The organism is Lysinibacillus fusiformis, from assembly GCF_003049525.1.
Classification (GTDB): domain Bacteria; phylum Bacillota; class Bacilli; order Bacillales_A; family Planococcaceae; genus Lysinibacillus; species Lysinibacillus fusiformis.
Map to the genome: position 1 here is coordinate 894,108 of NZ_PYWL01000001.1, position 21,642 is coordinate 915,749.

Annotated in this window: 28 protein-coding genes and 1 riboswitch; of the genes, 10 read left to right on the top strand and 18 right to left on the bottom strand. The window is 38.3% G+C overall.

Translation table 11 applies throughout. The features are described 5' to 3' along the window. Positions 1–115: 115 nt before the first annotated feature. The 8 genes from C9J29_RS24190 to C9J29_RS04335 are packed head-to-tail and all read right to left on the bottom strand — an operon-like array spanning position 116 to position 1,927. Positions 116–256, bottom strand: coding sequence for a hypothetical protein (locus tag C9J29_RS24190; RefSeq protein WP_164908754.1), 141 nt, complete (start codon positions 254–256; stop codon positions 116–118). Further along, positions 253–441, bottom strand: coding sequence for a hypothetical protein (locus tag C9J29_RS04315; protein ID WP_107921699.1), 189 nt, complete (start codon positions 439–441; stop codon positions 253–255). The genes C9J29_RS24190 and C9J29_RS04315 overlap by 4 nt, the downstream gene beginning before the upstream one ends. A 13-nt stretch (positions 442–454) precedes the next feature. After that, on the bottom strand, positions 455–604 hold the full coding sequence (locus C9J29_RS24195) for a hypothetical protein (RefSeq protein ID WP_164908753.1): 150 nt from the start codon (positions 602–604) through the stop codon (positions 455–457). Continuing rightward, on the bottom strand, positions 564–1,055 hold the full coding sequence (locus tag C9J29_RS04320; protein WP_107921700.1) for a hypothetical protein: 492 nt from the start codon (positions 1,053–1,055) through the stop codon (positions 564–566). The genes C9J29_RS24195 and C9J29_RS04320 overlap by 41 nt, the downstream gene beginning before the upstream one ends. Further along, positions 1,039–1,398, bottom strand: coding sequence for a hypothetical protein (locus tag C9J29_RS04325; RefSeq protein ID WP_107921701.1), 360 nt, complete (start codon positions 1,396–1,398; stop codon positions 1,039–1,041). Before C9J29_RS04325 ends, C9J29_RS04320 begins: the two co-directional genes overlap by 17 nt. After that, entirely contained in the window at positions 1,395–1,529 is a 135-nt protein-coding gene (locus C9J29_RS24900) for a hypothetical protein (RefSeq protein ID WP_255319023.1), read from the bottom strand. Before C9J29_RS24900 ends, C9J29_RS04325 begins: the two co-directional genes overlap by 4 nt. Next, positions 1,526–1,711, bottom strand: coding sequence for a MerR family transcriptional regulator (locus tag C9J29_RS04330; protein ID WP_107921702.1), 186 nt, complete (start codon positions 1,709–1,711; stop codon positions 1,526–1,528). The genes C9J29_RS24900 and C9J29_RS04330 overlap by 4 nt, the downstream gene beginning before the upstream one ends. Positions 1,712–1,744: 33 nt before the next feature. Next, entirely contained in the window at positions 1,745–1,927 is a 183-nt protein-coding gene (locus tag C9J29_RS04335; RefSeq protein ID WP_107921703.1) for a helix-turn-helix domain-containing protein, read from the bottom strand. 387 nt (positions 1,928–2,314) lie between these two features. Here C9J29_RS04335 and C9J29_RS04340 point away from each other — a divergent pair, with 387 nt between their 5' ends. The 4 genes from C9J29_RS04340 to C9J29_RS04360 all read left to right on the top strand — a co-directional run bounded on the left by C9J29_RS04340 (position 2,315) and on the right by C9J29_RS04360 (position 5,780). Beyond that, positions 2,315–2,740: a helix-turn-helix domain-containing protein gene (locus C9J29_RS04340; RefSeq protein ID WP_107921704.1), complete on the top strand. Its 426-nt coding sequence runs from the start codon at positions 2,315–2,317 to the stop codon at positions 2,738–2,740. Between the two features lie 18 nt (positions 2,741–2,758). Continuing rightward, a complete protein-coding gene (locus tag C9J29_RS04345; protein ID WP_107921705.1) occupies positions 2,759–3,208 on the top strand; it encodes an ImmA/IrrE family metallo-endopeptidase in 450 nt (149 codons plus the stop codon). Positions 3,209–3,288: 80 nt separating this feature from the next. Continuing rightward, the gene (locus C9J29_RS04350; RefSeq protein ID WP_107921706.1) at positions 3,289–4,470 is read left to right on the top strand and encodes a tyrosine-type recombinase/integrase; all 1,182 of its coding nucleotides are present in this window, start codon (positions 3,289–3,291) and stop codon (positions 4,468–4,470) included. A gap of 146 nt (positions 4,471–4,616) precedes the next feature. Continuing rightward, on the top strand, positions 4,617–5,780 hold the full coding sequence (locus C9J29_RS04360; RefSeq protein ID WP_107921708.1) for a pyridoxal phosphate-dependent aminotransferase: 1,164 nt from the start codon (positions 4,617–4,619) through the stop codon (positions 5,778–5,780). A gap of 48 nt (positions 5,781–5,828) precedes the next feature. Here C9J29_RS04360 and C9J29_RS04365 read toward each other — a convergent pair whose 3' ends face one another. After that, positions 5,829–6,332: a PPC domain-containing DNA-binding protein gene (locus C9J29_RS04365; RefSeq protein ID WP_107921709.1), complete on the bottom strand. Its 504-nt coding sequence runs from the start codon at positions 6,330–6,332 to the stop codon at positions 5,829–5,831. Positions 6,333–6,454: 122 nt separating this feature from the next. Then, positions 6,455–6,560, top strand: a riboswitch (SAM riboswitch). Between the two features lie 88 nt (positions 6,561–6,648). Here C9J29_RS04365 and C9J29_RS04370 point away from each other — a divergent pair. The 6 genes from C9J29_RS04370 to C9J29_RS04395 all read left to right on the top strand — a co-directional run bounded on the left by C9J29_RS04370 (position 6,649) and on the right by C9J29_RS04395 (position 12,415). Beyond that, positions 6,649–7,479: a MetQ/NlpA family ABC transporter substrate-binding protein gene (locus C9J29_RS04370; RefSeq protein ID WP_089985975.1), complete on the top strand. Its 831-nt coding sequence runs from the start codon at positions 6,649–6,651 to the stop codon at positions 7,477–7,479. A 94-nt stretch (positions 7,480–7,573) separates the two neighbouring features. Then, complete coding sequence (locus C9J29_RS04375; protein WP_008176093.1) at positions 7,574–8,599, top strand: methionine ABC transporter ATP-binding protein; 1,026 nt, start codon at positions 7,574–7,576, stop codon at positions 8,597–8,599. Continuing rightward, the gene (locus C9J29_RS04380) at positions 8,592–9,254 is read left to right on the top strand and encodes a methionine ABC transporter permease (protein WP_008176095.1); all 663 of its coding nucleotides are present in this window, start codon (positions 8,592–8,594) and stop codon (positions 9,252–9,254) included. The genes C9J29_RS04375 and C9J29_RS04380 overlap by 8 nt, the downstream gene beginning before the upstream one ends. 13 nt (positions 9,255–9,267) lie before the next feature. Then, on the top strand, positions 9,268–10,047 hold the full coding sequence (locus tag C9J29_RS04385) for an enoyl-CoA hydratase/isomerase family protein (protein WP_008176097.1): 780 nt from the start codon (positions 9,268–9,270) through the stop codon (positions 10,045–10,047). Between the two features lie 14 nt (positions 10,048–10,061). Then, positions 10,062–11,222, top strand: coding sequence for an alpha-hydroxy acid oxidase (locus C9J29_RS04390; protein WP_043990080.1), 1,161 nt, complete (start codon positions 10,062–10,064; stop codon positions 11,220–11,222). Beyond that, complete coding sequence (locus tag C9J29_RS04395; RefSeq protein ID WP_008176101.1) at positions 11,219–12,415, top strand: CaiB/BaiF CoA transferase family protein; 1,197 nt, start codon at positions 11,219–11,221, stop codon at positions 12,413–12,415. The genes C9J29_RS04390 and C9J29_RS04395 overlap by 4 nt, the downstream gene beginning before the upstream one ends. A gap of 346 nt (positions 12,416–12,761) precedes the next feature. On the opposite strand, the gene C9J29_RS04405 is transcribed toward C9J29_RS04395, so the two are convergent. From C9J29_RS04405 to C9J29_RS04445, 9 genes are all read right to left on the bottom strand, one after another. After that, positions 12,762–13,961, bottom strand: a complete 1,200-nt coding sequence (locus C9J29_RS04405) for a glycine C-acetyltransferase (RefSeq protein ID WP_170844100.1) — start codon at positions 13,959–13,961, stop codon at positions 12,762–12,764. 58 nt (positions 13,962–14,019) lie between these two features. Further along, positions 14,020–15,096: a hypothetical protein gene (locus C9J29_RS04410; protein ID WP_008176106.1), complete on the bottom strand. Its 1,077-nt coding sequence runs from the start codon at positions 15,094–15,096 to the stop codon at positions 14,020–14,022. Positions 15,097–15,197: 101 nt separating this feature from the next. After that, positions 15,198–15,833, bottom strand: coding sequence for a YczE/YyaS/YitT family protein (locus C9J29_RS04415; RefSeq protein ID WP_089985972.1), 636 nt, complete (start codon positions 15,831–15,833; stop codon positions 15,198–15,200). Between the two features lie 131 nt (positions 15,834–15,964). Beyond that, entirely contained in the window at positions 15,965–16,456 is a 492-nt protein-coding gene (gene ybaK, locus C9J29_RS04420; RefSeq protein ID WP_008176110.1) for a Cys-tRNA(Pro) deacylase, read from the bottom strand. Between the two features lie 24 nt (positions 16,457–16,480). Further along, positions 16,481–17,206 carry a hypothetical protein gene (locus C9J29_RS04425; RefSeq protein ID WP_043990083.1) on the bottom strand — a complete coding sequence of 242 codons (726 nt, stop codon included), beginning with the start codon at positions 17,204–17,206 and terminating at the stop codon, positions 16,481–16,483. A gap of 325 nt (positions 17,207–17,531) precedes the next feature. Next, positions 17,532–18,098, bottom strand: coding sequence for a VanZ family protein (locus C9J29_RS04430; RefSeq protein ID WP_237068739.1), 567 nt, complete (start codon positions 18,096–18,098; stop codon positions 17,532–17,534). A 131-nt stretch (positions 18,099–18,229) separates the two neighbouring features. Next, complete coding sequence (locus C9J29_RS04435) at positions 18,230–19,768, bottom strand: acyl-CoA carboxylase subunit beta (RefSeq protein WP_089985970.1); 1,539 nt, start codon at positions 19,766–19,768, stop codon at positions 18,230–18,232. Between the two features lie 139 nt (positions 19,769–19,907). Then, a complete protein-coding gene (locus C9J29_RS04440) occupies positions 19,908–20,690 on the bottom strand; it encodes an enoyl-CoA hydratase (RefSeq protein ID WP_090002456.1) in 783 nt (260 codons plus the stop codon). Continuing rightward, positions 20,687–21,604: a hydroxymethylglutaryl-CoA lyase gene (locus tag C9J29_RS04445; protein WP_107921711.1), complete on the bottom strand. Its 918-nt coding sequence runs from the start codon at positions 21,602–21,604 to the stop codon at positions 20,687–20,689. Before C9J29_RS04445 ends, C9J29_RS04440 begins: the two co-directional genes overlap by 4 nt. Between the last annotated feature and the right edge of the window lie 38 nt (positions 21,605–21,642).

The following is a 21,642-nucleotide window of genomic DNA, read 5'->3' on the forward strand; positions in this document are numbered from 1 at the left end:
TTTTTTTGTGCCCTAATTTGGGCATTTTGCGCGTCCTCGATGTCTTGCCAGTAATCTGATTCACGATCATATTCTTCGGCATGTGAATAACCTATACGCATGGAATCACCTACTTTTATTTTTTTCTATAGACAACCATGATGTACTCACCGTCATTGTTCATAGCTATTTTCACATCGATAACCTCTACAGAATCGTGATACTCTGCTAACCATTCGTTAATTCCATTTTCATCATTGCAATAAACTTGTATCATGACTTTTTCACCTCTCTATGAATTTCAGCTAATGCATGAAAAGTATTTTGCTTGGCTGCAGTCATCATTTCAAAAACCTGGTGTGGTGTATATCCTTCGTCTTCGACTAATCTTGCCATTCCAGCTACAATTGTTTGCAGTCCTAAGCTAGTACTCAATTTTTGTTTAAATTCTTGTGAATCCATAAACTATCCCCCTTCATGATTGAGCTGCACGTTTTAGCGCAAGTGTTTTTAGCAAAGATGTGTATAAGGCATCTTCTAGCGGTTGTCCCTCGACTTTGGTAACACCGAACTTCTGCAGTTGTTCAATTACTGCTTTGCGTTTCAATTGCTTCACAATTGCCATTTAAGAAATAGCCCTCCGCGTATGCTTTAGCTTCTTCTACCGTGTCTAACATTCCAAAGACTCTTTGCTGAGCAAATTTGTATTCGCTTTGCTTTTCTATCAATTTTTCACCTAATTTTTCAAATGGGTATTCTACCTCTGTCTCTCCCAAATCCACTAATAAAGCATCCAATTTACGTTGTTCTGTTATCAGCGATTGCTCCAAATGAAGTATTAGTTTGTTGCGTTCTTCTATGATCCTTGCCTCTACTTCGGGATATTCCAAAGCACCTTCCAAGTTTTCTATTGCAACGTGTGGTGATGTATCGTATTGGCTGCGCTCTTTATCGATGTATCGAGCTTCACGGCCGTTTTCGTCTTTTGCGTATACAGAAAGCAGCTGTCCTGTTTCTGCACGATGAATTGATAGAACTGATAATTTAGTACCTTTTACGTTAATTACTACTTGCATTTTGGTTCCCCCTATACTTTTCAATTAATGCGAACAATTCATCATGGAAGTTTTGAATTTGTTCATCCTCTTTCTGTGCCAACTCTTGGATCCTAGCAACATTAAAAGCGAGTCGAAATGTTGCATATAATCCCTGCTGATTGTTGTACCAATGACCACAGCCATTGTTGAAGTCGCCACGCATCTTTTCCTCTATCTGACTACGTACTGTTGTCCAGCCTTTTGATTGTGGAATACGGCCTTTTAAATCATTCAGAACTTCTTCTCTGACTTGATCTTTAACATCTTTCAAAAATGCCTTATACTGTTGGTCATTTGCGAACTTTAGAACAATATCACTCACTGTTCTAACCTCCCATAGATTAATAGATTTATTTTTTTACGTGATGCAACAGCTTTATTCATTGCGTTGCTGATTAAAACTAAACGTTGCTCAATTGGTAACGCCAACCACTCAGCTACTTTGATTTTCATTTACTGTCGCCTCCAAGCCAGCTATCAATTTCATCCAAATCAAAAAGTAATACACCTGGTGCGGGTTTATTGAATGGAATATTTTTAGAACGCATTAAGTTGTAAATTGTAGTTTTTCCTATGGGACAATTAATAGATTGTAAATACTCTACCAACGCCACTACTCCACGCACTTTTCGCATTTCGTTACTCCTTTCGGAAATGTATTGTTTTAATTAAATATCTAGGATTTTTCTTATATGTTTGATATGTTCCTGAGCTTTCGGTCCATCTTTTCTGCCACGAATAATGTCAGATAGATAAGCGCTCGAAATACCCACCAACTCAGCCAAGTTTTTTTGGCTCATATCTTTTTTCCATAATGCTGATTTCACTTGCACTCCTAAATCTTCTTTCATCTCTTAACCTCCTTGAAAAGCCTGACGTTGCTACCGCCATAATTAAGCTATAAGTCCGAATGTTTTATACCGTCATTGGCTCGGTATCACAGCGCTTTGCTTAATTGGAAAAAATAAGCTAAATAAATTGCTAATCTTGTTGACCTAAAATGACTTTTTTGCTATTATAAACCCATAGCTAAATAAGACTTCTAAAAAGCCTTTAAACCAACATTTAAACCGTTCCCCAACGCCAAAATGTGTTATGATAGGTCGTCTTTTTTGTACTCTTTTTAGCCAATAAATTAGCTTATGAACACAGTATAATGACTTTATAGTTAGTTGTCAATATATCAATGACTAAAAAGTTAATATTGTTTCGATAAGCCTTGCGAAAGGTTGATATAAGTGAGTTTAGTAAGAAGGATAAAACTATTAAGTGATGAAAGAAAAGTAACTTTTGCAGAAGTAGAGAGAGAAATAGGTATCTCAAATGGTCAAATAAGAAGATGGGATAACGTATCACCTAAAAGTGAAACATTGCAAAAAGTTGCAGACTACTTTGATGTAAGTACAGATTATTTATTAGGACGCACAGATAAAAAACGTTATTACGATTTGACTGATAAAGATGAACTTGCTATTCAAAGAGAACTCAAAAAGATAATAGACGGTGATGATGTAGATAATGCATTCGCTGCCTTTGATGGAAGAATATTAGATGAATTGGATGATGAAGATAGAGAGTTATTAATAGCATCTTGGGAAAATACCCTACGATTAACTAAACGTATGGCAAAGCAGAAATTTACACCTAATAAATATAGAGATTAAAGCGCGGTGGTGTTTTTGATGGATATTAAAATAATTATAGAGCAAATTGTTGAAAAATATGGAACAACTAACCCTTTTAAGTTAGCTGATCTGCTAGGAATAGTTATTGTATTTGAGCCATTAGGGTCTATTTACGGCTATTATAGTAGATCTCACCGCACAAAAGTAATTCATATCAACGAGAACCTCCCACATAACAAACAGTTTTCAACGTGCGCTCATGAATTAGGACATGCTGTATTACATCCAAACGAAAATACTGCATTTTTAAAAAAGAACACTCTACTTTCTACTGAAAAAATAGAAATAGAAGCCAATACATTTGCTGTTGAGTTATTACTACCTGATGAATTATTTACTGACCAAATATTTTCGGGTTTTACCATCTATGATGCTATAGAAGAAAAGGGCGTTCCTATTGAGCTACTTTCTTTAAAAAGAGTAGATGGTAAAAAAATTTTATCCTAAAAAAGAACATACATTCCCTTTAAGGTGGTGGTTTTTATGTGAAGTATTGCTGCAATGCAATTAATGAAAGGAGCGTAAATATGGCCAGTTTTATCGTTTTGGAACCTGCTAAAAGTGGGAAACCACGTATTAAAATAACTGTTGAACTTGGGTACGATGAAGAAACAGGTAAACGTATCAGGAAGTATAAAACAGTTACTTTAAACAGTCTGTCTGATCGTGCTATTAAGAAAGCTATCACGGAATTTGAAATCAACGTTTCAAAAATGGATATTGAGCAAATAACCGAAAGCATTACCTTTAAAGAATTTCGTAATCGTTGGATGGACAATTATGTAAGATTGGATCTATCACCTGCTACAAAGTCACACTATTTAAGAACTCTAAATACTGGAACGTTTGATAAATTCGACAATATGAAGATGAAAAAAATAAAGAAATTTCATGTTGTGGAATACTTCTCTGAGGAAAAGAAAGAAGGAAGAAGAAATTTAAGTAACAAATTCAGCATATTAAAAAGCATATTTGCTAAAGCCGTTGAATGGGAAATCATAAATGAAAATCCAATGAGTGGTATAAAGGCACCTCATGTGGAGCCAAGAAAAAAGGAATTAGAATTTTATGATTCACACCAATTAGCTCAAATGCTAGATGCAATTAATAATCTGAATTTAAAATATCGTGTAATTTACAAATTGGCTTGTTTAGTCGGATTAAGAGAATCAGAAATAGCAGCTATTCGATTAGAAAAAATTAATTTCGTAAATAACACAATTTTGATTGATCAAGCTTTAAAATATGATACTGAGGGAAAATCCGAATTAATTTTAGGACCAACTAAAAATAAAAAACCTAGAATTGTAAACGTTCCTGAAAAGTTCATGGATGAAATTAAAGAACAAGTACATGCTCAAAAAAAATTAAAAATTAAATCAGGTCATGCTTGGAAACCAATGAAAGACAATGATGATAAGGATATTGACTTTTTGGTCTCTTCACAACTTGTATTAGGGTACCCTATCCTTCCCTCGTCAATTAGTTCAACATGGCATAGACACTCTAAAAAGCTTGGATTACCTAAGTTGAATTTCCATGCATTAAGACATTCTTGTGCATCTTACCTCTTAAGCAATGATGCTAATTTTAAAATTATTCAAGAACAATTAGGACACAGTGATGTAGGATTAACAATGAATACCTATAGCCACTTGACTAAAGAAGATAAACGAACAGCGATAGAGTTATTTAATAAAATACTGTAATCTAGTCGCTTATTGGTCGCCTGTGGTTTTTTAGAGTATTTCAATCCTTTGTCTATAAAGGGTCTAGACAATTAACAAAAAAAGTACTACTATTTGCTTCATATTCTTCAATAATAATTATTATATTCTGAAAAAGGTGATCATGCATGGAATTCTCTAAAAAACTACAGCAATTACCCACTCAATTTTTTGCAGCGCTTGTCCAAAAAGTAAACAATGCCCTGGAAGAGGGTCGTGATGTGATTAATCTCGGGCAAGGAAATCCCGACCAACCTACGCCTACTCATATCATTCAAGCATTGCAGGAAGCAGCTAAAAATCCTCAAAACCACAAATATTCACCTTTTCGTGGTATCGCCGAATTACGTCAAGCGGCTGCCGACTTTTATAAACGGGAATATGATGTGGAGATTGATCCTGATACTGAAGTAGCGATTCTTGGTGGCACAAAAATTGGTCTTGTTGAGCTACCTTTGGCTGTGTTAAATCCAGGCGATACTATGCTATTACCAGACCCGGGCTATCCAGACTACTTATCTGGTGTTGTATTAGGTGATGTTAATTTTGAAGTGATGCCACTTTTTGCTGAAAATAATTTCTTACCTGATTATGATGCCCTATCTAAAGAAGTTAAGGAGAAAGCAAAGTTACTTTACTTAAATTACCCAAATAATCCTACGGGTGGTACAGCTACACTTGAATTTTTTGAAGAAACCATTCGTTTTGCTAAAGAGCATAATATCATCGTATCACATGATTTTGCTTATGGTGCAATTGGATTTGATGGCAATAAACCTATTAGTTTCTTACAGGCCAATGGTGCAAAAGAAGTTGGAATCGAAATGTACACATTATCAAAGACTTATAATATGGCAGGTTGGCGCATAGGCTTTGCTGTTGGTAATGCTGATTTGATTGCCGCGATTAATCTTATTCAAGATCATTTGTTTTGTAGTCAATTTCCTGCTATTCAACAAGCAGCAGCTGTTGCCCTTACATCTTCACAGGAATGTGCAGATGAGCTAAGAGCTACCTATGAGCGTCGTCGAAATGTTCTAATCGAAGAAGCTCATAGAATCGGATGGCAAGTAACGGCACCAAAGGGCACCTTCTTTGCCTGGCTCTCTGTCCCATTAGGTTTTACTAGTGAACAATTTGCCGATATTTTGCTCGACAAAGCTGATATTGCGGTAGCCGCAGGAAATGGCTTTGGTCAATATGGGGAAGGCTATGTGCGCATTGGCTTGCTTGTAAGCGAGGAACGGTTACGAGAAGCCATGCATAGAATTGAGCAATTAAAATTATTTTAAACATGGAACAAAATGGAGTCCTGTAGCTTTCACTAGCTACAGGACTTACTATTTTTCAATTTTCCTTGGAAGATCTAACCCATGTTCTAATGGATAAAATTGTACGTGACCTGTTTCATCATCCAACTGACGTATATGCTGAATGCCTTGAACTTCTGCCAGCACTACATCTGCTGTTATGACGATATTTCCGCCCTTTATAAAATGACCGCCTGAAACCACTCCCCATTGATCGCTCATGGAACCATGGAAATGCGTTTCATATTGTGCATCACGCTTACAAACAACTCCTGAACCTTGGATAAACTCGAGTGGCCCCTCTTTCTCAACCACATCACTAAATCGAATTTTAATGTGGGAAGTTTCATCAGGTACTAAATAAACAAAGCTACTTTTTTGAAAACTACCAATACAACTAATAATGGTTGCTGATTCAATTTTATTCTCTTCACAAAGTGCCTCAATTCCTTCAATGATGTCTGTTCCCATGAGAAGACGTGCACTAATCACCTTACCAAATGAACCTATGCCATAATTAACTCTTACGGACAATCTTCTCCCTCCTTCACGACAAAATATTATAACAATATAAAAAATTTCAAAAATATTTATTGACTTACTATACCCTATAAATTATATTAGTTCTATCGGAAATACAAAAATATAATATGAATCTCTTATCAAGAGTAGCTGAGGGACTGGCCCTATGAAGCTCGGCAACCTCCTTTTATAAAGGAAGGTGCTAAATCCTGCAAACGAAATTCGTTTGATAGATAAGAGAGGACTTTTTTCATGAGCCTCTCTTAATTTATAAGAGAGTTTTTTTTATTTTCAAAAACCGATAAAACAATTTTTGGAGGTAGTTTTCATGAAGAAGAAAAATAAATTTTTAGTAGGTTTAGCAAGTCTTACATTAGTAGCAGCACTAGCGGGCTGTGGCTCTAAAGATGATAGCAAAGGAAAAGGCGAAGCTATCGATGAAAATAAAATTGTTGTGGGTGTCACTTCAGGACCTCATGAGCAAATTGCAGAGGTAGCTGCTAAAGTTGCAAAGGAAAAAGGTCTAGAAGTAGAACTAAAATCATTTTCTGATTATGTTTTACCAAATACATCCTTAGCAGAAGGAGATCTTGATGCAAACAGCTATCAGCATAAGCCTTTCCTCGATACATTTAATAAAGATCACGATACAGATTTAGTACCGGTTGGCAAAACAATTTTAAATCCAATGGGTATTTACTCTGAAAAATATAAATCATTGGATGATGTTCCTGAAGGCGCAACATTTGGCTTACCGAATGACCCAACAAATGGAGCGCGTGCTCTCTTTGTTTTACAAGAGGCAGGCTATATTAAATTAAAAGATGGAGCGGACTTAACAGCATCTGTTCGTGACGTGGAAGAAAACAAAAAGAATTTAAAATTCATAGAATTAGAAGCTGCACAAATTCCTAAGCAGCTTAGTGAAGTAGATGTAGCTGCTATTAATACTAACTTTGCGCTGGAAGCTGGCATTAATCCGCAAGAGGACTCTATTCTTTTAGAATCTACTGACTCTCCATATGTGAACTACATTGTCGTTCGTGCAGAAAATGAAAACGACCCAACAATTAAAAAGTTCATTGAGGCTTATCAATCTGATGAAGTACGCCAATTCATTGAAGAGGAATTCAAAGGTTCTGTAATCCCTAGCTGGTAATACGTGCGATAAGCTAAAGAATCTGCCAAATTTCCACTATGGAAACCACGCAGATTCTTGCTTTTTAGAAGTTAAGAAAGGAGCAATCAATCTGATGATTCAATTACAAAATATTTCAAAAGAATATAAGACAAAAAAAGGCAGTATTAAGGCTGTGGATGGAATCAATCTTCATGTAAAAAAAGGGCAAATTCATGGTGTAATTGGGTATAGTGGTGCCGGTAAAAGTACGCTGATTCGTTGTGTTAATTTACTAGAGCGTCCTTCAGCAGGCAAAGTCTTGATTGACAATGTGGATATTACTACCCTTTCACTTCATGACTTACGTCAAACACGACAAAAGATTGGTATGATTTTCCAACATTTTAATCTCTTAAAGACAGCAACTGTTTATAACAATATTGCAGTTCCCTTAAAGCTACTTGGTTATAACGAAACAGAAGTCAAAAATCGTGTGGCTAAATATGCCGAAATTGTAGGTTTAACAGAAAAGCTAGATAGCTACCCTAATCAGCTTTCAGGTGGACAAAAGCAACGTGTCGCAATTGCACGCGCTCTAGCGCAAGAGCCAGAAATTTTACTTAGTGATGAAGCAACAAGTGCGCTTGATCCTGAGACTACAGAGGCTATTCTTGAACTATTGTTAAAAATTAATCGTGAATTAGGAATTACAATCCTACTGATTACACATGAAATGAATGTCATTCAGAAAATTTGTGATGAGGTATCTGTTCTAGAGGCAGGGAAAGTAGTTGAATTTGGTACGGCTATTGAGCTCTTTGCAAAACCACAACACCCTACTACAAGAAAGTTCTTAAGTACTATTTCACAACGTAACTTAACTCCTTCTCTTATTGAGCAGTTAAATGTTTCAGGTAGCGTCATTCGTTTAACATTTCTTGGAGAAAGTACTGGTAAGCCATTATTAGCTGAAGTGAGCAAAGTATATGATGTACAACCAAACATTTTAACAGCCAATATTATTGAATTAAAAAACGGCATTGTTGGTAATATTGTGGTGCATTTAAACGGAGAGCCCAACATTGTTCAAAAGGCGCTAACCTATTTTGCAGAGAATGGCGTTACTGTGGAAGAGTTAGGAGGAGAGATCCATGAATAATTTCTTTAATGATTGGTCAGAGGTTATTGGCAAAGCAATTATCGAAACATTTCAAATGGTCGGAATTTCATTATTCTTTTCGATTTTAATTGGAATACCTTTAGGCCTTTTAATTGTTTTAACACGACCTGGTCAATCCTTTGAAAATAAATTTTTCTATCAATTTTTTAATCTAGTCATCAATATTATCCGTTCAGTGCCATTCATCATCTTACTATTCTTCATTTTACCTTTTACAAAGGTTATCGTCGGTACAACGATTGGCGTTAAAGGCGTTATTGTTCCGCTTGTAGTTTATACGGCTCCTTATATTGCACGACTGATGGAGTCAGCGCTTTTAGAAGTTGATTCGGGCGTTGTCGAAGCCTACACAGCTATGGGTATTAAACGTCGCCATATCATTTGGCATGTATTATTACGCGAAGCACGCCCATCCATTATTTTAGGCTTAACAATCGCTACAATTGGATTGATTGGCGCAACAGCAATGGCGGGAATGGTTGGTGCTGGTGGATTAGGTGACCTAGCTTACCGTTATGGTCATTTACGCTATGAGGTAGATGTCATGTATGCAACGGTGTTTATTTTAATCATCCTTGTACAAAGCATACAATCCATAGGTAACCGCATTTCAGCCAAATTGAAGAAAGACTAGGAGGAGGATATCCATGTCAACTGAGATTTATGTAGAAAAAAACGGCTATATCGCAACGCTAGTGTTAAACCGTCCTGACAAACGAAATTCTTTATCGAGGGCAATGTTCCAAGCGATCATAGACGAGCTAGAACAGTTACGTACAGATATGTCTATCAAGCTATTAATTGTGCGCGGTGTCAATGAAGTCGCCTTTTCCTCAGGTGCTGATATTAGTGAGTTTTTAGATATTCGTTATGCTGCGGATAATGCTAAAGCCTATAATGATCTAGCTTTAAAGGCTATTGATGCCCTCTATAAATTCCCACATCCTACGATTGCCATGATTCAGGGCTTAGCGATTGGCGGCGGCTTAGAGTTAGCCAATGCTTGTGACTTTAGATTGGCGACACCAAAGAGTAAGCTTGGCATTACCGCTGCCAACATTGGGATTGTCTATAATCTTGAAAGCACTAAACGTCTTATTAATATTGTTGGTGTCGCGAAGGCTAAAGAGATTTTATACACAGCAAACATTTTTACAGCAGAGGAAGGCAAAAGCATTGGTTTGATTACTGCCCTTCATGAGCCGCAGGAAATTGAAAATGCCACTATGCAATTTGCTGAGCATCTTTTAAGTAAATCATCTATTGCCAATGCAGGTAGTAAAAAAATAATTCAAGCTATCGTGGATGGAGAAAATGCAGAGAGTGATGAGCTGGCTCAATTGATTCTCGATTCATTTAGTTCTGATGATTATAACGAAGGTATTCAAGCTTTTTTAAATAAAAGAAAGCCTATTTTCAATAAATAAGTGAGGTAGTAACGATGACAAATACAACTGATGGTGACCTACTCTTAAAAAATATCACTGCCCAAGCCCCCTTCCCCATTTGCTTTGCTGATTTAGAAAAAGCAGTAGCGGAAAAAATTCCAGCTGGGCCATTCGGCTACATTCGCTCAGGTGCTGGCGGTGAACAAACATTACGTAATAATCGTTCAGCTTTTGAAAAATACTCCATTGTTCCCCGCTTCTTAAATGATGTTTCAAACGTTCATACAACCATTAATTTGTTCGGGAAAACATACCCAACGCCATTGCTCTTTGCCCCTGTCGGCATGAACGGAATGGTTCACGAGGAAGGTGAACTTGCCGCTGTACGCGCTGCCCAGCAATTAAATATGCCATATATTCAAAGCACAGTCTCCACCTATGCACTCGAAGATGTTGCCGAAGCTGCCCCTTCAGCAACAAAATGGTTTCAATTGTATTGGTCTACAAATGAAGAAATTGCATTTAGTATGGCCGCACGAGCAGAGTCAGCAGGCTTTGAAGCTATTGTTTTAACAGTCGATACAGTAATGCTTGGATGGCGAGAAGAAGATGTACGCAATCAATTTTCACCATTAAAGCTAGGCTACGCAAAAGGAAATTACATAAATGATCCTGTCTTTATGGCTTCTTTGCCTAATGATTCATTTGAATCGTATGTACAAGGCGTCTTGCAAAATGTCTTCCACCCTACACTCAATTGGGAACATGTTCGTGAATTAAAACGGCGTACAAATCTTCCTATATTACTAAAGGGAATTTTACATCCTGAAGATGCAAAGCTAGCCCTTGAAAATGGGATTGACGGTATTATCGTATCGAACCATGGCGGCCGACAATTAGATGGTGTTATTGGTTCACTTGATGCCCTTCCCCCCATCGTGAGTGCTGTCAATGGACAAATCCCTATTATTTTAGATAGTGGTGTATATCGCGGGATGGATGCCTTAAAAGCACTTGCTTTAGGAGCAGATGCTGTAGCAATTGGGCGTCCCTTCGTCTATGGCCTAGCCCTTGAGGGACAACAAGGTGCCGAAAAAGTAATGACAAATATCTATGATGAATTAAAGGTTTCCATTGCACTAGCAGGGACAACCTCCGTTGAAGGGTTACGTACGATTACATTAGTCAAAAATGATGGGACTGAGGTTAAATGAAACAGGCATTAGAGGGATTAAAAGTTGTTGATTTATCACAAGTATTAGCGGGCCCTTATTGCACAATGGTCTTAGCGGATATGGGCGCAGAAGTTATTAAAATCGAGAAATATCCAAATGGAGACGACACCCGAGCAATGGGCCCGTTCATTCATGAAGAAAGTCATATGTATATGATGGTTAATCGCAATAAAAAGGGTGTATGTCTAAATTTAAAAACGCCAGAGGGCTTGGCTTTATTCAAAGAGCTTATCCAATCTGTTGATGTGCTTGTGGAAAACTATAGACCAGGTGTTACGAAAAAGCTAGGGATTGATTATGATACTTTAAAAACCCTTAATCCTGGACTCATTTACTGCTCTATTTCTGGCTATGGACAAACGGGTCCTTATAGCCAGAAAGGTGGCTATGATATTATGGCACAGGGTCTAAGTGGCTTAATGCATATGACTGGTGAACCACAGGGCCGACCTGTAAAAGTTGGCTTTGCAGTCAATGATATTGCCGCTGCCCAAACGGCCTTACAATCTATTTTAATGGCCTATATTTATAAGCTGCGCAGTGGTGAGGGGCAATATATCGATGTTTCTTTAGTAGAGTCTGGGCTTGCTTGGACTGTTTGGGAGGCCGCTGCCTACTTTGGTCAGGGCGAATTACCCGAGCGAACAGGAACTGCCCATCGAGTTTCCGCACCGTATCAAGGCTTTAAAACACAGGATGACTATATTTTAATAGGTGCTGGCAATCAAAAGCTATGGGAAATTTTTGCGACAAAAGTTGTCAAACGACCTGATTGGTTAGACAATCCCCTCTTTATTACTAACTATTCACGTGCTCAGCATGTAAAGGCGTTAGAGGCAGAAATTGAAAGTGAATTAGCGAAACATCCAGCAACCTACTGGCTGGAGCTTTTAGATGAACACGGCGTACCTTCCAGCCCTATCTATTCCTATGACCAAACCTTAAATGATCCCCATATTTTAGAGCGTGGCATGGTCTTGTCCTATGACCATCCAACTGCTGGGCCCATGAGAACACTAGGTTTCCCAGCAAAATTCTCACACACGCCGGGTCAATTAACTAGTGCAGCGCCAACTTTAGGACAGCATAATGAAGAAATTTTGCAGGCATTAAACATCACTGATCATGAAGTCCAGCAGCTAAAAAAAGCGAATGTAATACGCTCAAAATAAGAAGCCCTTTATTTTGACGAGCTATCGATCACTTTGGGCGGGCTACCCGTCACTTTCCTTAGGCTATCCGCCACTTTGCCGCGCTATCCGTCACTCTGCTCTGGCTATCCGTCACTTTACTCTGGCTATCCGCCACTTTGCTCGCGCTATCCGTCACTCTGCTCGAGCTATCCGTCACTCTGCTCAGGCTATCCGGTATTTTGCCCGCGCTATCCGTCACTTTACTAAGGCTATCTGTCACTCTGCTCGAGCTATCCGTCACTTCATAGAATTTGATTGGAAAGAAGCACCCGTTTTTCATTGTAAGCAAAAAGGCTACTTCCACAACGGAGGTAGCCTTTTCGTATTATTGAATTACACCTAATTCACGACCAACTTTCTCGTAAATGGCTAACGCATCATCAAGCATTTCTTTTGTATGAGCTGCTGTTGGCATATTACGAACGCGACCTGTGCCTTTAGGAACGGTTGGGAATACGATTGATTTTGCATAAACGCCTTCTTCAAATAAGCGTTTTGAAAATTCTTGTGTCAGCTTTTCATCTCCAATAATACAAGGAGTAATTGGTGTTTCTGATTCACCAATATTAAAGCCAAGCTTCGCTAATCCCGCTTTTAAATAGTTACCATTATCCCACAGTTTATCGTGAAGCTCTGTAGAATCAATTAGCATTTGTACAGCAGCTGTAATGGCTGCCACATCACCTGGTGGTAAAGCTGTTGAGAACAAGAATGGACGTGAACGAACTTTTAACCAATCAATTAAGTTCTTCTTCCCAGCTACATAGCCACCCACGACACCAATTGCTTTTGATAGTGTACCAATTTGGAAATCAATCTCTTTTTCTAGTCCAAAGTGCTTCACAGTTCCTTTGCCTTTACCTGTTACACCTGAACCATGTGCATCATCAACATAAGTAATTAAATCAAATTCCTTGGCGATTTCCACAATTTCTGGCAATTTAGCAATATCGCCATCCATTGAGAATACACCATCCGTAATAACCATCACTTTATTGTATAATCCAGATTCTTTTGCCGCTTTTGCCTTAGCACGTAAATCATCCATATCTGAGTGATTAAACGGAATGATTTTCGCCTTTGATAAACGACAACCGTCAATAATAGAGGCATGGTTTAATTGATCAGAAAGAATTGCATCGTTTTTATCCATAACAGCAGAAATAGCTGCCATATTACAATTAAAGCCAGATTGATAAGAAATAGCTGCTTCTGTTCCTTTAAATTCAGCAAGCTTTTCCTCTAATTTAATGTGTAAGTCAAGCGTCCCGTTAATAGTACGTACAGCACCTGCTCCAACACCGTATTTTTCAATCGTTTCTTTGGCAATACGCTTTAATTCTTCATTAGTTGCTAAGCCTAGATAATTGTTAGAAGATAAGTTAACAAGATTTTTGCCACGTACCTGAATAATCGGGCCATTCGCACCCTCTACTGGATCAATTTCATTGTATAAGCCTTGTTCATGTAAGGCTTGTAGGTTTTCGTCTAAAAATGCATTCAATACTTTTGACAAGCGTATCATCCTTTCCTAGGAAAACAGTTCTAGCTCCTAGTTTAGCACAAGCAAGCCTTTAGCTAAATTATTTTGTTAATCTTTCGAATAATGACGCTGTTTTTTCTCGCCATAAAGAGGCGGATAGGCAATGATCCAATAAACGTCGCACTGTATATTCTGCTTCTGCATAACGCTTTGAATAGCCCATCGCATCTTGCATGGCTTCTTTATAGCGTTCTCGTACTTCCGCTATTGCTAATTCCGCCTCTTTCGTAAGCGCACAATGTTGTCCAATATCAAATATCTTATCGCCTAATCGACCATCCTGTGGATCAAAAATATGAGGTTCCGTACTATCAAAAATACAGAAATTTAGTTCTGGAATAATGACCATATCGACAGATCCTGCATCTAAGCCACACCATACAATTTGGGCATCCAGTCCTCTTGCATTCGCCTCATCTGCTAAGCCTTTCATCAAGGAGGATTTGCCCGTACCCGGTTTGCCTTTAATCATTAATCTTGTCGATATATTTTTTGTGATGCTTTCAACTGTATTTTCTGCCCCTCTAGGCGTTAACGTTCCAAGTAAACGATGTGTTCGTTCGCCCGTTTTATTTAAAACTATAGATTGGAAGACTTCCGATTTTAAATTTTCCACCTGTTCATTTAATGCCTGCCAATTCATACAGCTTTGCGTCACAACCTCCCAATCATCGTGGAGCTTGATAGCATGGTTTAGCTTGGCAATACATTTATCACGCCAAGCTGTACGTTCCTGTACTGCATTTGCCAGTTGCTCTCCAACTTTCTCAAGCTGAGCATCCTCCAAGCAATCATAAAAAGACATAACACGATGCTTCGTCCCAAGTAATGTTGGCTCTATATCCCATTCTGATGCCCAGACATACAGTCTATTACAACCCTTTACATAAACAGCCTCGACTACTTCCTCTAATAACGCGTGCTTAAACCATTCGACAGCAAAGCCTTGTTTAACATAAAAATAACCCAGCTCCTTCAACAGCTCTGATCCTTTAGATGTAGAGGCACCTTGTAAAAAATAAACTAGCTCCGCTTCCTCCATCATTTCTTTATATAAATGTTTCACACCTTGCCCAGTCAATGCGTGTCCAAAATAATACGTCACATTTCCGTTCAAATGTCGTTCCTCCTTTTGTTTCTGCCTTGCATTATATGAAGGAACACTAAAAAAGATGAAAAGCTACCCCTATCCTTAACAGATAAAAGTAGCTTTATAGTTTAATAAAAAGGTCTCATGTCTTCTATATGGCCAATACATTTCATTAATACTTTGCGGCAATAAGGTAATGAATATTGCACAATATATCCTGAGGTTAATGCAATTAATACTGTTCCTACTCCAACTGGCCCACCTAGTAGCCACCCTACAATGGTCACTAGAACTTCGATACCCATTCTCGCCGTTTTAATAGATCCGCCAAATTTTCCGACGAGTATCATCATTAATGTATCACGAGGGCCTGCTCCCATATTTGGAGCAATATACATACCACAGCCAAAGCTTAAGACAAATAAACCAATAATAAAATATGTAATTTGTAGACCATATACATCTGTTGAAGGCAATAACCAGTTAAATACATCGATGAATGAACCGATTAGTAGCATGTTCAGCCATGTACCTATTTTGGGCCATGTTCGTAAAACAATCGATGTTGATGCGACAATAAAAAGACCCGTTAATATAGACCATGTACCAATCGTTAATCCGAAGTTTTGAAATAATCCTACATGCAAGACATCCCAAGGACTTGTTCCAACTATTTTCCCTTTAATGGACATCGTAATTCCCAGTGACATCACAATCAAGCCACCAATAAAAAATGTCCAGCGCCACCCCATTATTTTGCGCATTTCCTAGCCCTCTCTCTATGTTTGATAATGCTCTTACTGTATCATATTTTCTGAAAATATCGTGAAATCGTGTTTATGAATGGAAGGATAAATGACCGTATTCTATGAAAATAAAAAACTACCCGATTTTACTAATGGGTAGTTGTAATTGGCGCAAGCTGGGCCTTTGTAATATTCTTCAAATCATTAAGCTGAACATGCATTTGCATGCCTATTTTTCCTGCACTTACAATGATACTGCCTTGTTGTTGAGCAGTTTCATCGATTACCGTAGGATATAATTTTTTCATGCCTACCGGCGAGCATCCACCACGGACATATCCTGTATAACTAAGTAAATCTTTTACAGGTAGCATATCAATCTTCTTTTCTCCAACTACCTTTGCGGCAGCCTTTAAATCCAGTTCGTCAGCCACTGGAATAACAAATACAAAGAGCTTGTGGGCACTTGCCCTTGCTACTAATGTTTTAAAAACACGAGCAACCGGCTGCCCAATTTTTTCGGCAACAGACACACCGTCCACTTGACCGTCGCCAATTTCATATTCAATCACATCGAATTTGATTTTTTGCTGCTCTAATAATCTTATCGCATTTGTTTTGGCATGCTTTGCCTTCGCCATAACCGTAATCTCCTATCTACAACATTAGGCTATCAAAGAGAACATAGAATCATTGCCTGGACGATAGCCATTTTTCGTCATTTGAACATGTGCTGCATACTTTTCAGTTGCCTGTTTGAAGGCTCTCAATTTTAAAGCAGCGTCATGGCTCTTACCGAAAATTGTATCTGCAAATGGGTCCAATTTCAATTCCTTTGAGAAACGTTCAGGAACCTTTACTGTAGTCACTTCATTGTCAAAAGGTTGGTTTTGTTCATCTATTGCGTCAACGGTAGAGTTGGCTTCATGTAAAATATGCTGAATTTGAGCATCCACGTTTTCTGCTAAACGTATATCTTGAGCAGAAGGCTTTGACGGTGATAATGCTGCATTTCGCACCTGCTCTAAAACCTGTAATGTATCATTCATATCTGGATTATTTACAACAGGTGATCCGTCATGATGACCAATTGCCCATTTATAAGCTTGCTCATGTGCATGAACATTCTTTGAAGTTTGCTGTAAATCTTCCATAATGGCCTGCTGTTGGGGTGTTACTACTTCTGCATCTTCTTGTTGTTGCTCATATAAATCTTGATCTGTGCGTCCTAATAGTAGGTTTTCAAGCTCAAGCAATAATGGATTTTTCTTTGGTTGAAAATACATTGCATTTTTTCGATATGCATCTCCCGCTTCTTTGCGCTGCAAGAACTTTTTTCGATTAAATGGTGATGATAATCTATCTTGCTCCATTGAATTATATATTTTCATAGTTTTCACCTCATCCTTCTATCTTCATATGCTATTTTGTTACTAGATATGAACATTTTTTATCACTATATCTATTCCTTCGAAACAGCTTCTGTACACTTATTATCGGAATTTTCATTATTAAATTCAAGTATAAATGACTACTAACCACCTAAAGGGGTACAAATTAATATCATTTTTAGATATAAATACCTAATTTCAAAGGATATATGCTTCAGTCCTTTAGTACTTTCATTTCGATTTCAATAAAATTTACTACCATTCGCACAAAATAAATAGTGTTAATAAATAAAAAAAACAGCCTCTATATAAACCGGCTGCTTTCCTATTTTTTCGGTGTAATCAATAGACCCTTATAAGCTAAATAACCGAGCCATGCACCAATAGTATTTAAAATTAAATCATCAATATCCGCAGATCCTACTGTAAAAATAAATTGGATCGTTTCCACACTAAGGCTGGCAAAAAAGCCTAAGCAAAGTATAACGCCTGCTTTGCGGAATCTCTTCGAGAGTAATGGCAGTAAAAAGCCCATAGGGGTGAAAATTAATAAATTACCAAGTAAGTTAATAATTATCGTATCCCAATTAAAATATTGAGAGTAGTTTATATAACGGAAAATCGTTTCAAAGGGTATAAAATTAGTAGTTAATCGCCAACTACTGTAATCAAACAGCCCTAAGTCACCGACGGAATAATCACCTTCCCATAACACAACGACTACATTAACTAAACGATCGATGACCAATTTATAAAAAGCCAAACAAGAATAGATGCTAAATAACATCCAACCCACTATTTTTATTGGTAAATAATATGTATCAATAACATCTCGATATGGTAATGGGAGCTTGGCATTACCTTGAACATCCGTTATGTTGTTTTTTGACATGCTAAACACCCGCTTCCCTTTATTCCTTCCCATATTTTAATATGCTCCTTAAGACCATGCAAGTAGCTGTTAACTATTTATCGACTAAAAAGGGCTGCCTCCTGAAAGAGAGACAGCCTTCCCATAAGTATTTATACTGGATTTACCCCATGCTTACGTTGTGAGAAAAGTAAGTATTTTGACATGTAAAGCTCTAAACGATTTTCAAGCACCTTCCGTAAATCATTTGGCTCAATTACATCATCAATAATTAATTCTGATGCTAATCGATACACATCAATTTCTTCTTGGTACTCTTTTCGTTTTTCAGCTATAAAGCTTGCTTGCTCCTCTTTCGGAAGCTCGGCAATTTTATTTGCATAAACTGCATTGACTGCAGCTTCTGGACCCATTACTGCAATTTGAGCATTTGATAATGCGATACAGCAGTCTGGCTCAAAGGCAGGACCAGCCATGGCATATAAGCCAGCACCATATGCTTTACGAACAATTACCGTTAGCTTTGGAACAGTTGCTTCACTCATTGCAAAGATCATTTTTGCGCCATGACGGATAATACCAGCTTTTTCGACCTGTGTGCCGATCATAAAGCCTGGAACATCCGCCAAGAATAGAAGGGGTATATTGAAAGCATCACAAAGAGAAATGAACTTGGCCGCTTTATCAGCAGAATCGTGGAATAATACGCCTCCCTTAACGCGAGGTTGATTCGCGATAATCCCTACTGATTGCCCCTTAATACGTGCAAGACCAGTAATTAATTCTGGTGCGAATAATTTCTTCACTTCACAAAACGAATCTTCATCAATGATACGTTCAATTAACTTATACATATCAAAAGGAACGTTTTGGTTTTGTGGTATCAATTCCTCAATCGATTTATCGAATGTAGCTGGTGGTTTAGGTGCCTCTACTTTGCACCGTTCTGCATAGTTATTAGGGAAATAGCCTAAATATTTACGAGCATAGGCAATGGCCTCTTGTTCTGTTTTGGCTAGCACATCTCCACAACCGGAAACTGAACAGTGCATTTTTGCGCCACCCATCGTTTCTAAATCTACTTTCTCTCCAATAACCATTTCAGCCATACGAGGAGATCCTAAATACATAGATGCGTTCCCTTCAACCATGACAACGATATCACAAAATGCAGGGATGTAGGCACCACCTGCCGCAGACGGTCCGAATAGTAGACAAATTTGTGGTACTTTACCTGATAACTTGACTTGGTTGTAGAAAATGCGACCCGCGCCCCTTCTACCTGGGAACATTTCTAGCTGATCTGTAATACGTGCACCTGCTGAATCAACTAAATATAGTAACGGACAGTTAAGTTTTTCTGCAGTTTCTTGAATACGGATCATCTTTTCAACCGTACGCTTTCCCCATGACCCTGCTTTAATCGTTGAGTCATTAGCTAAAACACAAACGGTACGACCATGAATTTTACCAATCCCTGTGACAACACCATCAGCAGGTAAATCGCCTGCCAAACAATTTGCATAAAGGCCATCCTCTGATTGAAGACCATCATCTAATAATAATTCAAGACGTTCACGTACAAATAGCTTCCCTTGCTGTGCATTTTTGTCATGATATTTTGGTAAACCACCAGAAAGAATTTTATCTTTCATTGTAGGTGGCGTGTTTTCTGTTGAAATATTGCTCATGTTTAATTCCTCCCTTTGCCCATTCAATTACGCCAAATTATTTTTTAGCGCCCCTATTCCCCTTTGTCAATGCGCCAAAAAATCAATGAGAATGCGCTTAGATTTCCGTCAGTGTGATTAATCTGATTGGATTCTTTCTTTATTTTCCTGAATATTGTGGTGCTCGCTTCTCTTGGAAGGCTAGTAGCCCCTCTAATCGGTCCTCTGTAGGGATCAGTGCACTATATGCAAGTGACTCAATTTTTAAACCGGTAGCTAAATCTACCTCAACACCCTGATTCATAGCCACTTTAGCCTGTACTAGCGATAATGGTGCATTTTTTGCCATTTCTAGAGCAAGCTGCTGTGCCCTTTCCATTATCTCATGTGCCTCATGAACATATTCAACGATGCCATAATTTTTAGCTTCCTCAGCATTTAAGCGACGCGCTGTATAAATTAATTCCTTTGCCTTCCCAAGACCAATTAGTCGAGGAAGTCGTTGCGTTCCTCCTGCCCCCGGAATAATACCGAGAGAGGTTTCAGTGAGACCTAACTTAACATGTGCTGCTGCGACACGTAAATCGCAAGCTAAAGCTAATTCTAGACCGCCACCAAAGGCTACTCCATTTAGCACCGCAATGACAGGCTGGGCGAGTGTCTCCACTTTTGCCACTGTGGCACCAATCAACTGTACGATTTGCTTCACTTGTCGATCGGACATACCTTTGCGTTCTTTTAAATCAGCCCCAGCACAGAATGCTTTTTCTCCAGCACCTGTTAGTAAGACTACTCGCACTGTCGGATCTCCGTTGATTTGATCAAGCGTATCAGATAGCTCTCGCAGTAACTGTACAGACATCGCGTTCGCAGCCTCTGGTCTTAAAAGGGTAATAAGTCCAATACTTCCCTCTAGTAATTCAAAGCGAACAAGTTGAGTCATAATGGATTCGCACTCCTTTCATTACGGACAATCGCCATTTGCTTTGAAGCTACAGCTTTGCCTAATTTCTGTTCAATAAAGAGTGCAGCCTCTAATATTTTTTGTCGATCTACACCGGTTTGAATGCCCATTTCATCAAATAAATATAATAAATCTTCGGTGGCTACATTACCTGAAGCCCCCTTGGCATATGGACAGCCCCCTAGACCGCCAAGCGCACTATCAAATTTGGTTACGCCCATCTCTAAAGATTTCATAATGTTAGCCAGCGCCGTGCCACGTGTATCATGAAAATGCATAGCAAAATTATTTGCGGAAAATCTTTTTAATAGTTCCTCTAAAAGATGCTCAACTTGAGTGGGTACACCAACGCCAATCGTGTCACCAAGTGAGATCTCTGTTACACCCATTTCCAATAATTTATCTGTAACACGCAGTACTTTATCAGGATGTATATATCCTTCATAGGGACAGCCAAGAACTGTGGAGATATAGCCTCGAACCTTTTTCTTTGACGCTTTAGCTCCTAATACTACTTCCTCTAAAATAGGAAATGTTTCGTCTATGGTTTTGTTAATATTACTTTGGTTATGACTTTCACTAGCAGACATAAATATACTTACTTCATCTACTTCAGCCTGTAACGCCCTTTCTAGCCCTCGCATATTAGGTACAAGTGCTGCATAAGTAATATCCTTGTTCCTTTTAATGGCTTGAAGAACCTCGACAGCATCCGCCAACTGTGGAATCCATTTCGGATGTACAAATGAAGTCACCTCGATGTAATTTAATCCAGTTTGGCTTAACAAATTCACTAATTGTATTTTATCTGCTGTTGTAATATGTGTTTTTTCATTTTGTAAACCATCACGGGGACCGACTTCTTTCATTACGACATGCTTAGGTAGCTGCATTAAGAGGCCTCCTCTTATTCAATTTCTAAAATATCATC

Bases quoted from the DNA above. Each gene is read 5' to 3' on its own strand.
- C9J29_RS04380 (WP_008176095.1), top strand. From the start codon at position 8,592: ATGAATAATTTCTTTAATGATTGGTCAGAGGTTATTGGCAAAGCAATT.
- C9J29_RS04375 (WP_008176093.1), top strand. From the start codon at position 7,574: ATGATTCAATTACAAAATATTTCAAAAGAATATAAGACAAAAAAAGGC.
- C9J29_RS04315 (WP_107921699.1), bottom strand. From the start codon at position 441: ATGGATTCACAAGAATTTAAACAAAAATTGAGTACTAGCTTAGGACTG.
- C9J29_RS04425 (WP_043990083.1), bottom strand. From the start codon at position 17,206: ATGAAAATATATAATTCAATGGAGCAAGATAGATTATCATCACCATTT.
- C9J29_RS24195 (WP_164908753.1), bottom strand. From the start codon at position 604: ATGGCAATTGTGAAGCAATTGAAACGCAAAGCAGTAATTGAACAACTG.
- ybaK (WP_008176110.1), bottom strand. From the start codon at position 16,456: ATGGCGAAGGCAAAGCATGCCAAAACAAATGCGATAAGATTATTAGAG.
- C9J29_RS04415 (WP_089985972.1), bottom strand. From the start codon at position 15,833: ATGCGCAAAATAATGGGGTGGCGCTGGACATTTTTTATTGGTGGCTTG.
- C9J29_RS04345 (WP_107921705.1), top strand. From the start codon at position 2,759: ATGGATATTAAAATAATTATAGAGCAAATTGTTGAAAAATATGGAACA.
- C9J29_RS04435 (WP_089985970.1), bottom strand. From the start codon at position 19,768: ATGAGCAATATTTCAACAGAAAACACGCCACCTACAATGAAAGATAAA.
- C9J29_RS04390 (WP_043990080.1), top strand. From the start codon at position 10,062: ATGACAAATACAACTGATGGTGACCTACTCTTAAAAAATATCACTGCC.
- C9J29_RS04445 (WP_107921711.1), bottom strand. From the start codon at position 21,604: ATGCAGCTACCTAAGCATGTCGTAATGAAAGAAGTCGGTCCCCGTGAT.
- C9J29_RS04430 (WP_237068739.1), bottom strand. From the start codon at position 18,098: ATGTCAAAAAACAACATAACGGATGTTCAAGGTAATGCCAAGCTCCCA.
- C9J29_RS04385 (WP_008176097.1), top strand. From the start codon at position 9,268: ATGTCAACTGAGATTTATGTAGAAAAAAACGGCTATATCGCAACGCTA.
- C9J29_RS24190 (WP_164908754.1), bottom strand. From the start codon at position 256: ATGATACAAGTTTATTGCAATGATGAAAATGGAATTAACGAATGGTTA.
- C9J29_RS04370 (WP_089985975.1), top strand. From the start codon at position 6,649: ATGAAGAAGAAAAATAAATTTTTAGTAGGTTTAGCAAGTCTTACATTA.
- C9J29_RS04335 (WP_107921703.1), bottom strand. From the start codon at position 1,927: ATGAAAGAAGATTTAGGAGTGCAAGTGAAATCAGCATTATGGAAAAAA.
- C9J29_RS04320 (WP_107921700.1), bottom strand. From the start codon at position 1,055: ATGCAAGTAGTAATTAACGTAAAAGGTACTAAATTATCAGTTCTATCA.
- C9J29_RS04440 (WP_090002456.1), bottom strand. From the start codon at position 20,690: ATGACTCAACTTGTTCGCTTTGAATTACTAGAGGGAAGTATTGGACTT.
- C9J29_RS24900 (WP_255319023.1), bottom strand. From the start codon at position 1,529: ATGAAAATCAAAGTAGCTGAGTGGTTGGCGTTACCAATTGAGCAACGT.
- C9J29_RS04330 (WP_107921702.1), bottom strand. From the start codon at position 1,711: ATGCGAAAAGTGCGTGGAGTAGTGGCGTTGGTAGAGTATTTACAATCT.
- C9J29_RS04360 (WP_107921708.1), top strand. From the start codon at position 4,617: ATGGAATTCTCTAAAAAACTACAGCAATTACCCACTCAATTTTTTGCA.
- C9J29_RS04405 (WP_170844100.1), bottom strand. From the start codon at position 13,961: ATGATACGCTTGTCAAAAGTATTGAATGCATTTTTAGACGAAAACCTA.
- C9J29_RS04395 (WP_008176101.1), top strand. From the start codon at position 11,219: ATGAAACAGGCATTAGAGGGATTAAAAGTTGTTGATTTATCACAAGTA.
- C9J29_RS04350 (WP_107921706.1), top strand. From the start codon at position 3,289: ATGGCCAGTTTTATCGTTTTGGAACCTGCTAAAAGTGGGAAACCACGT.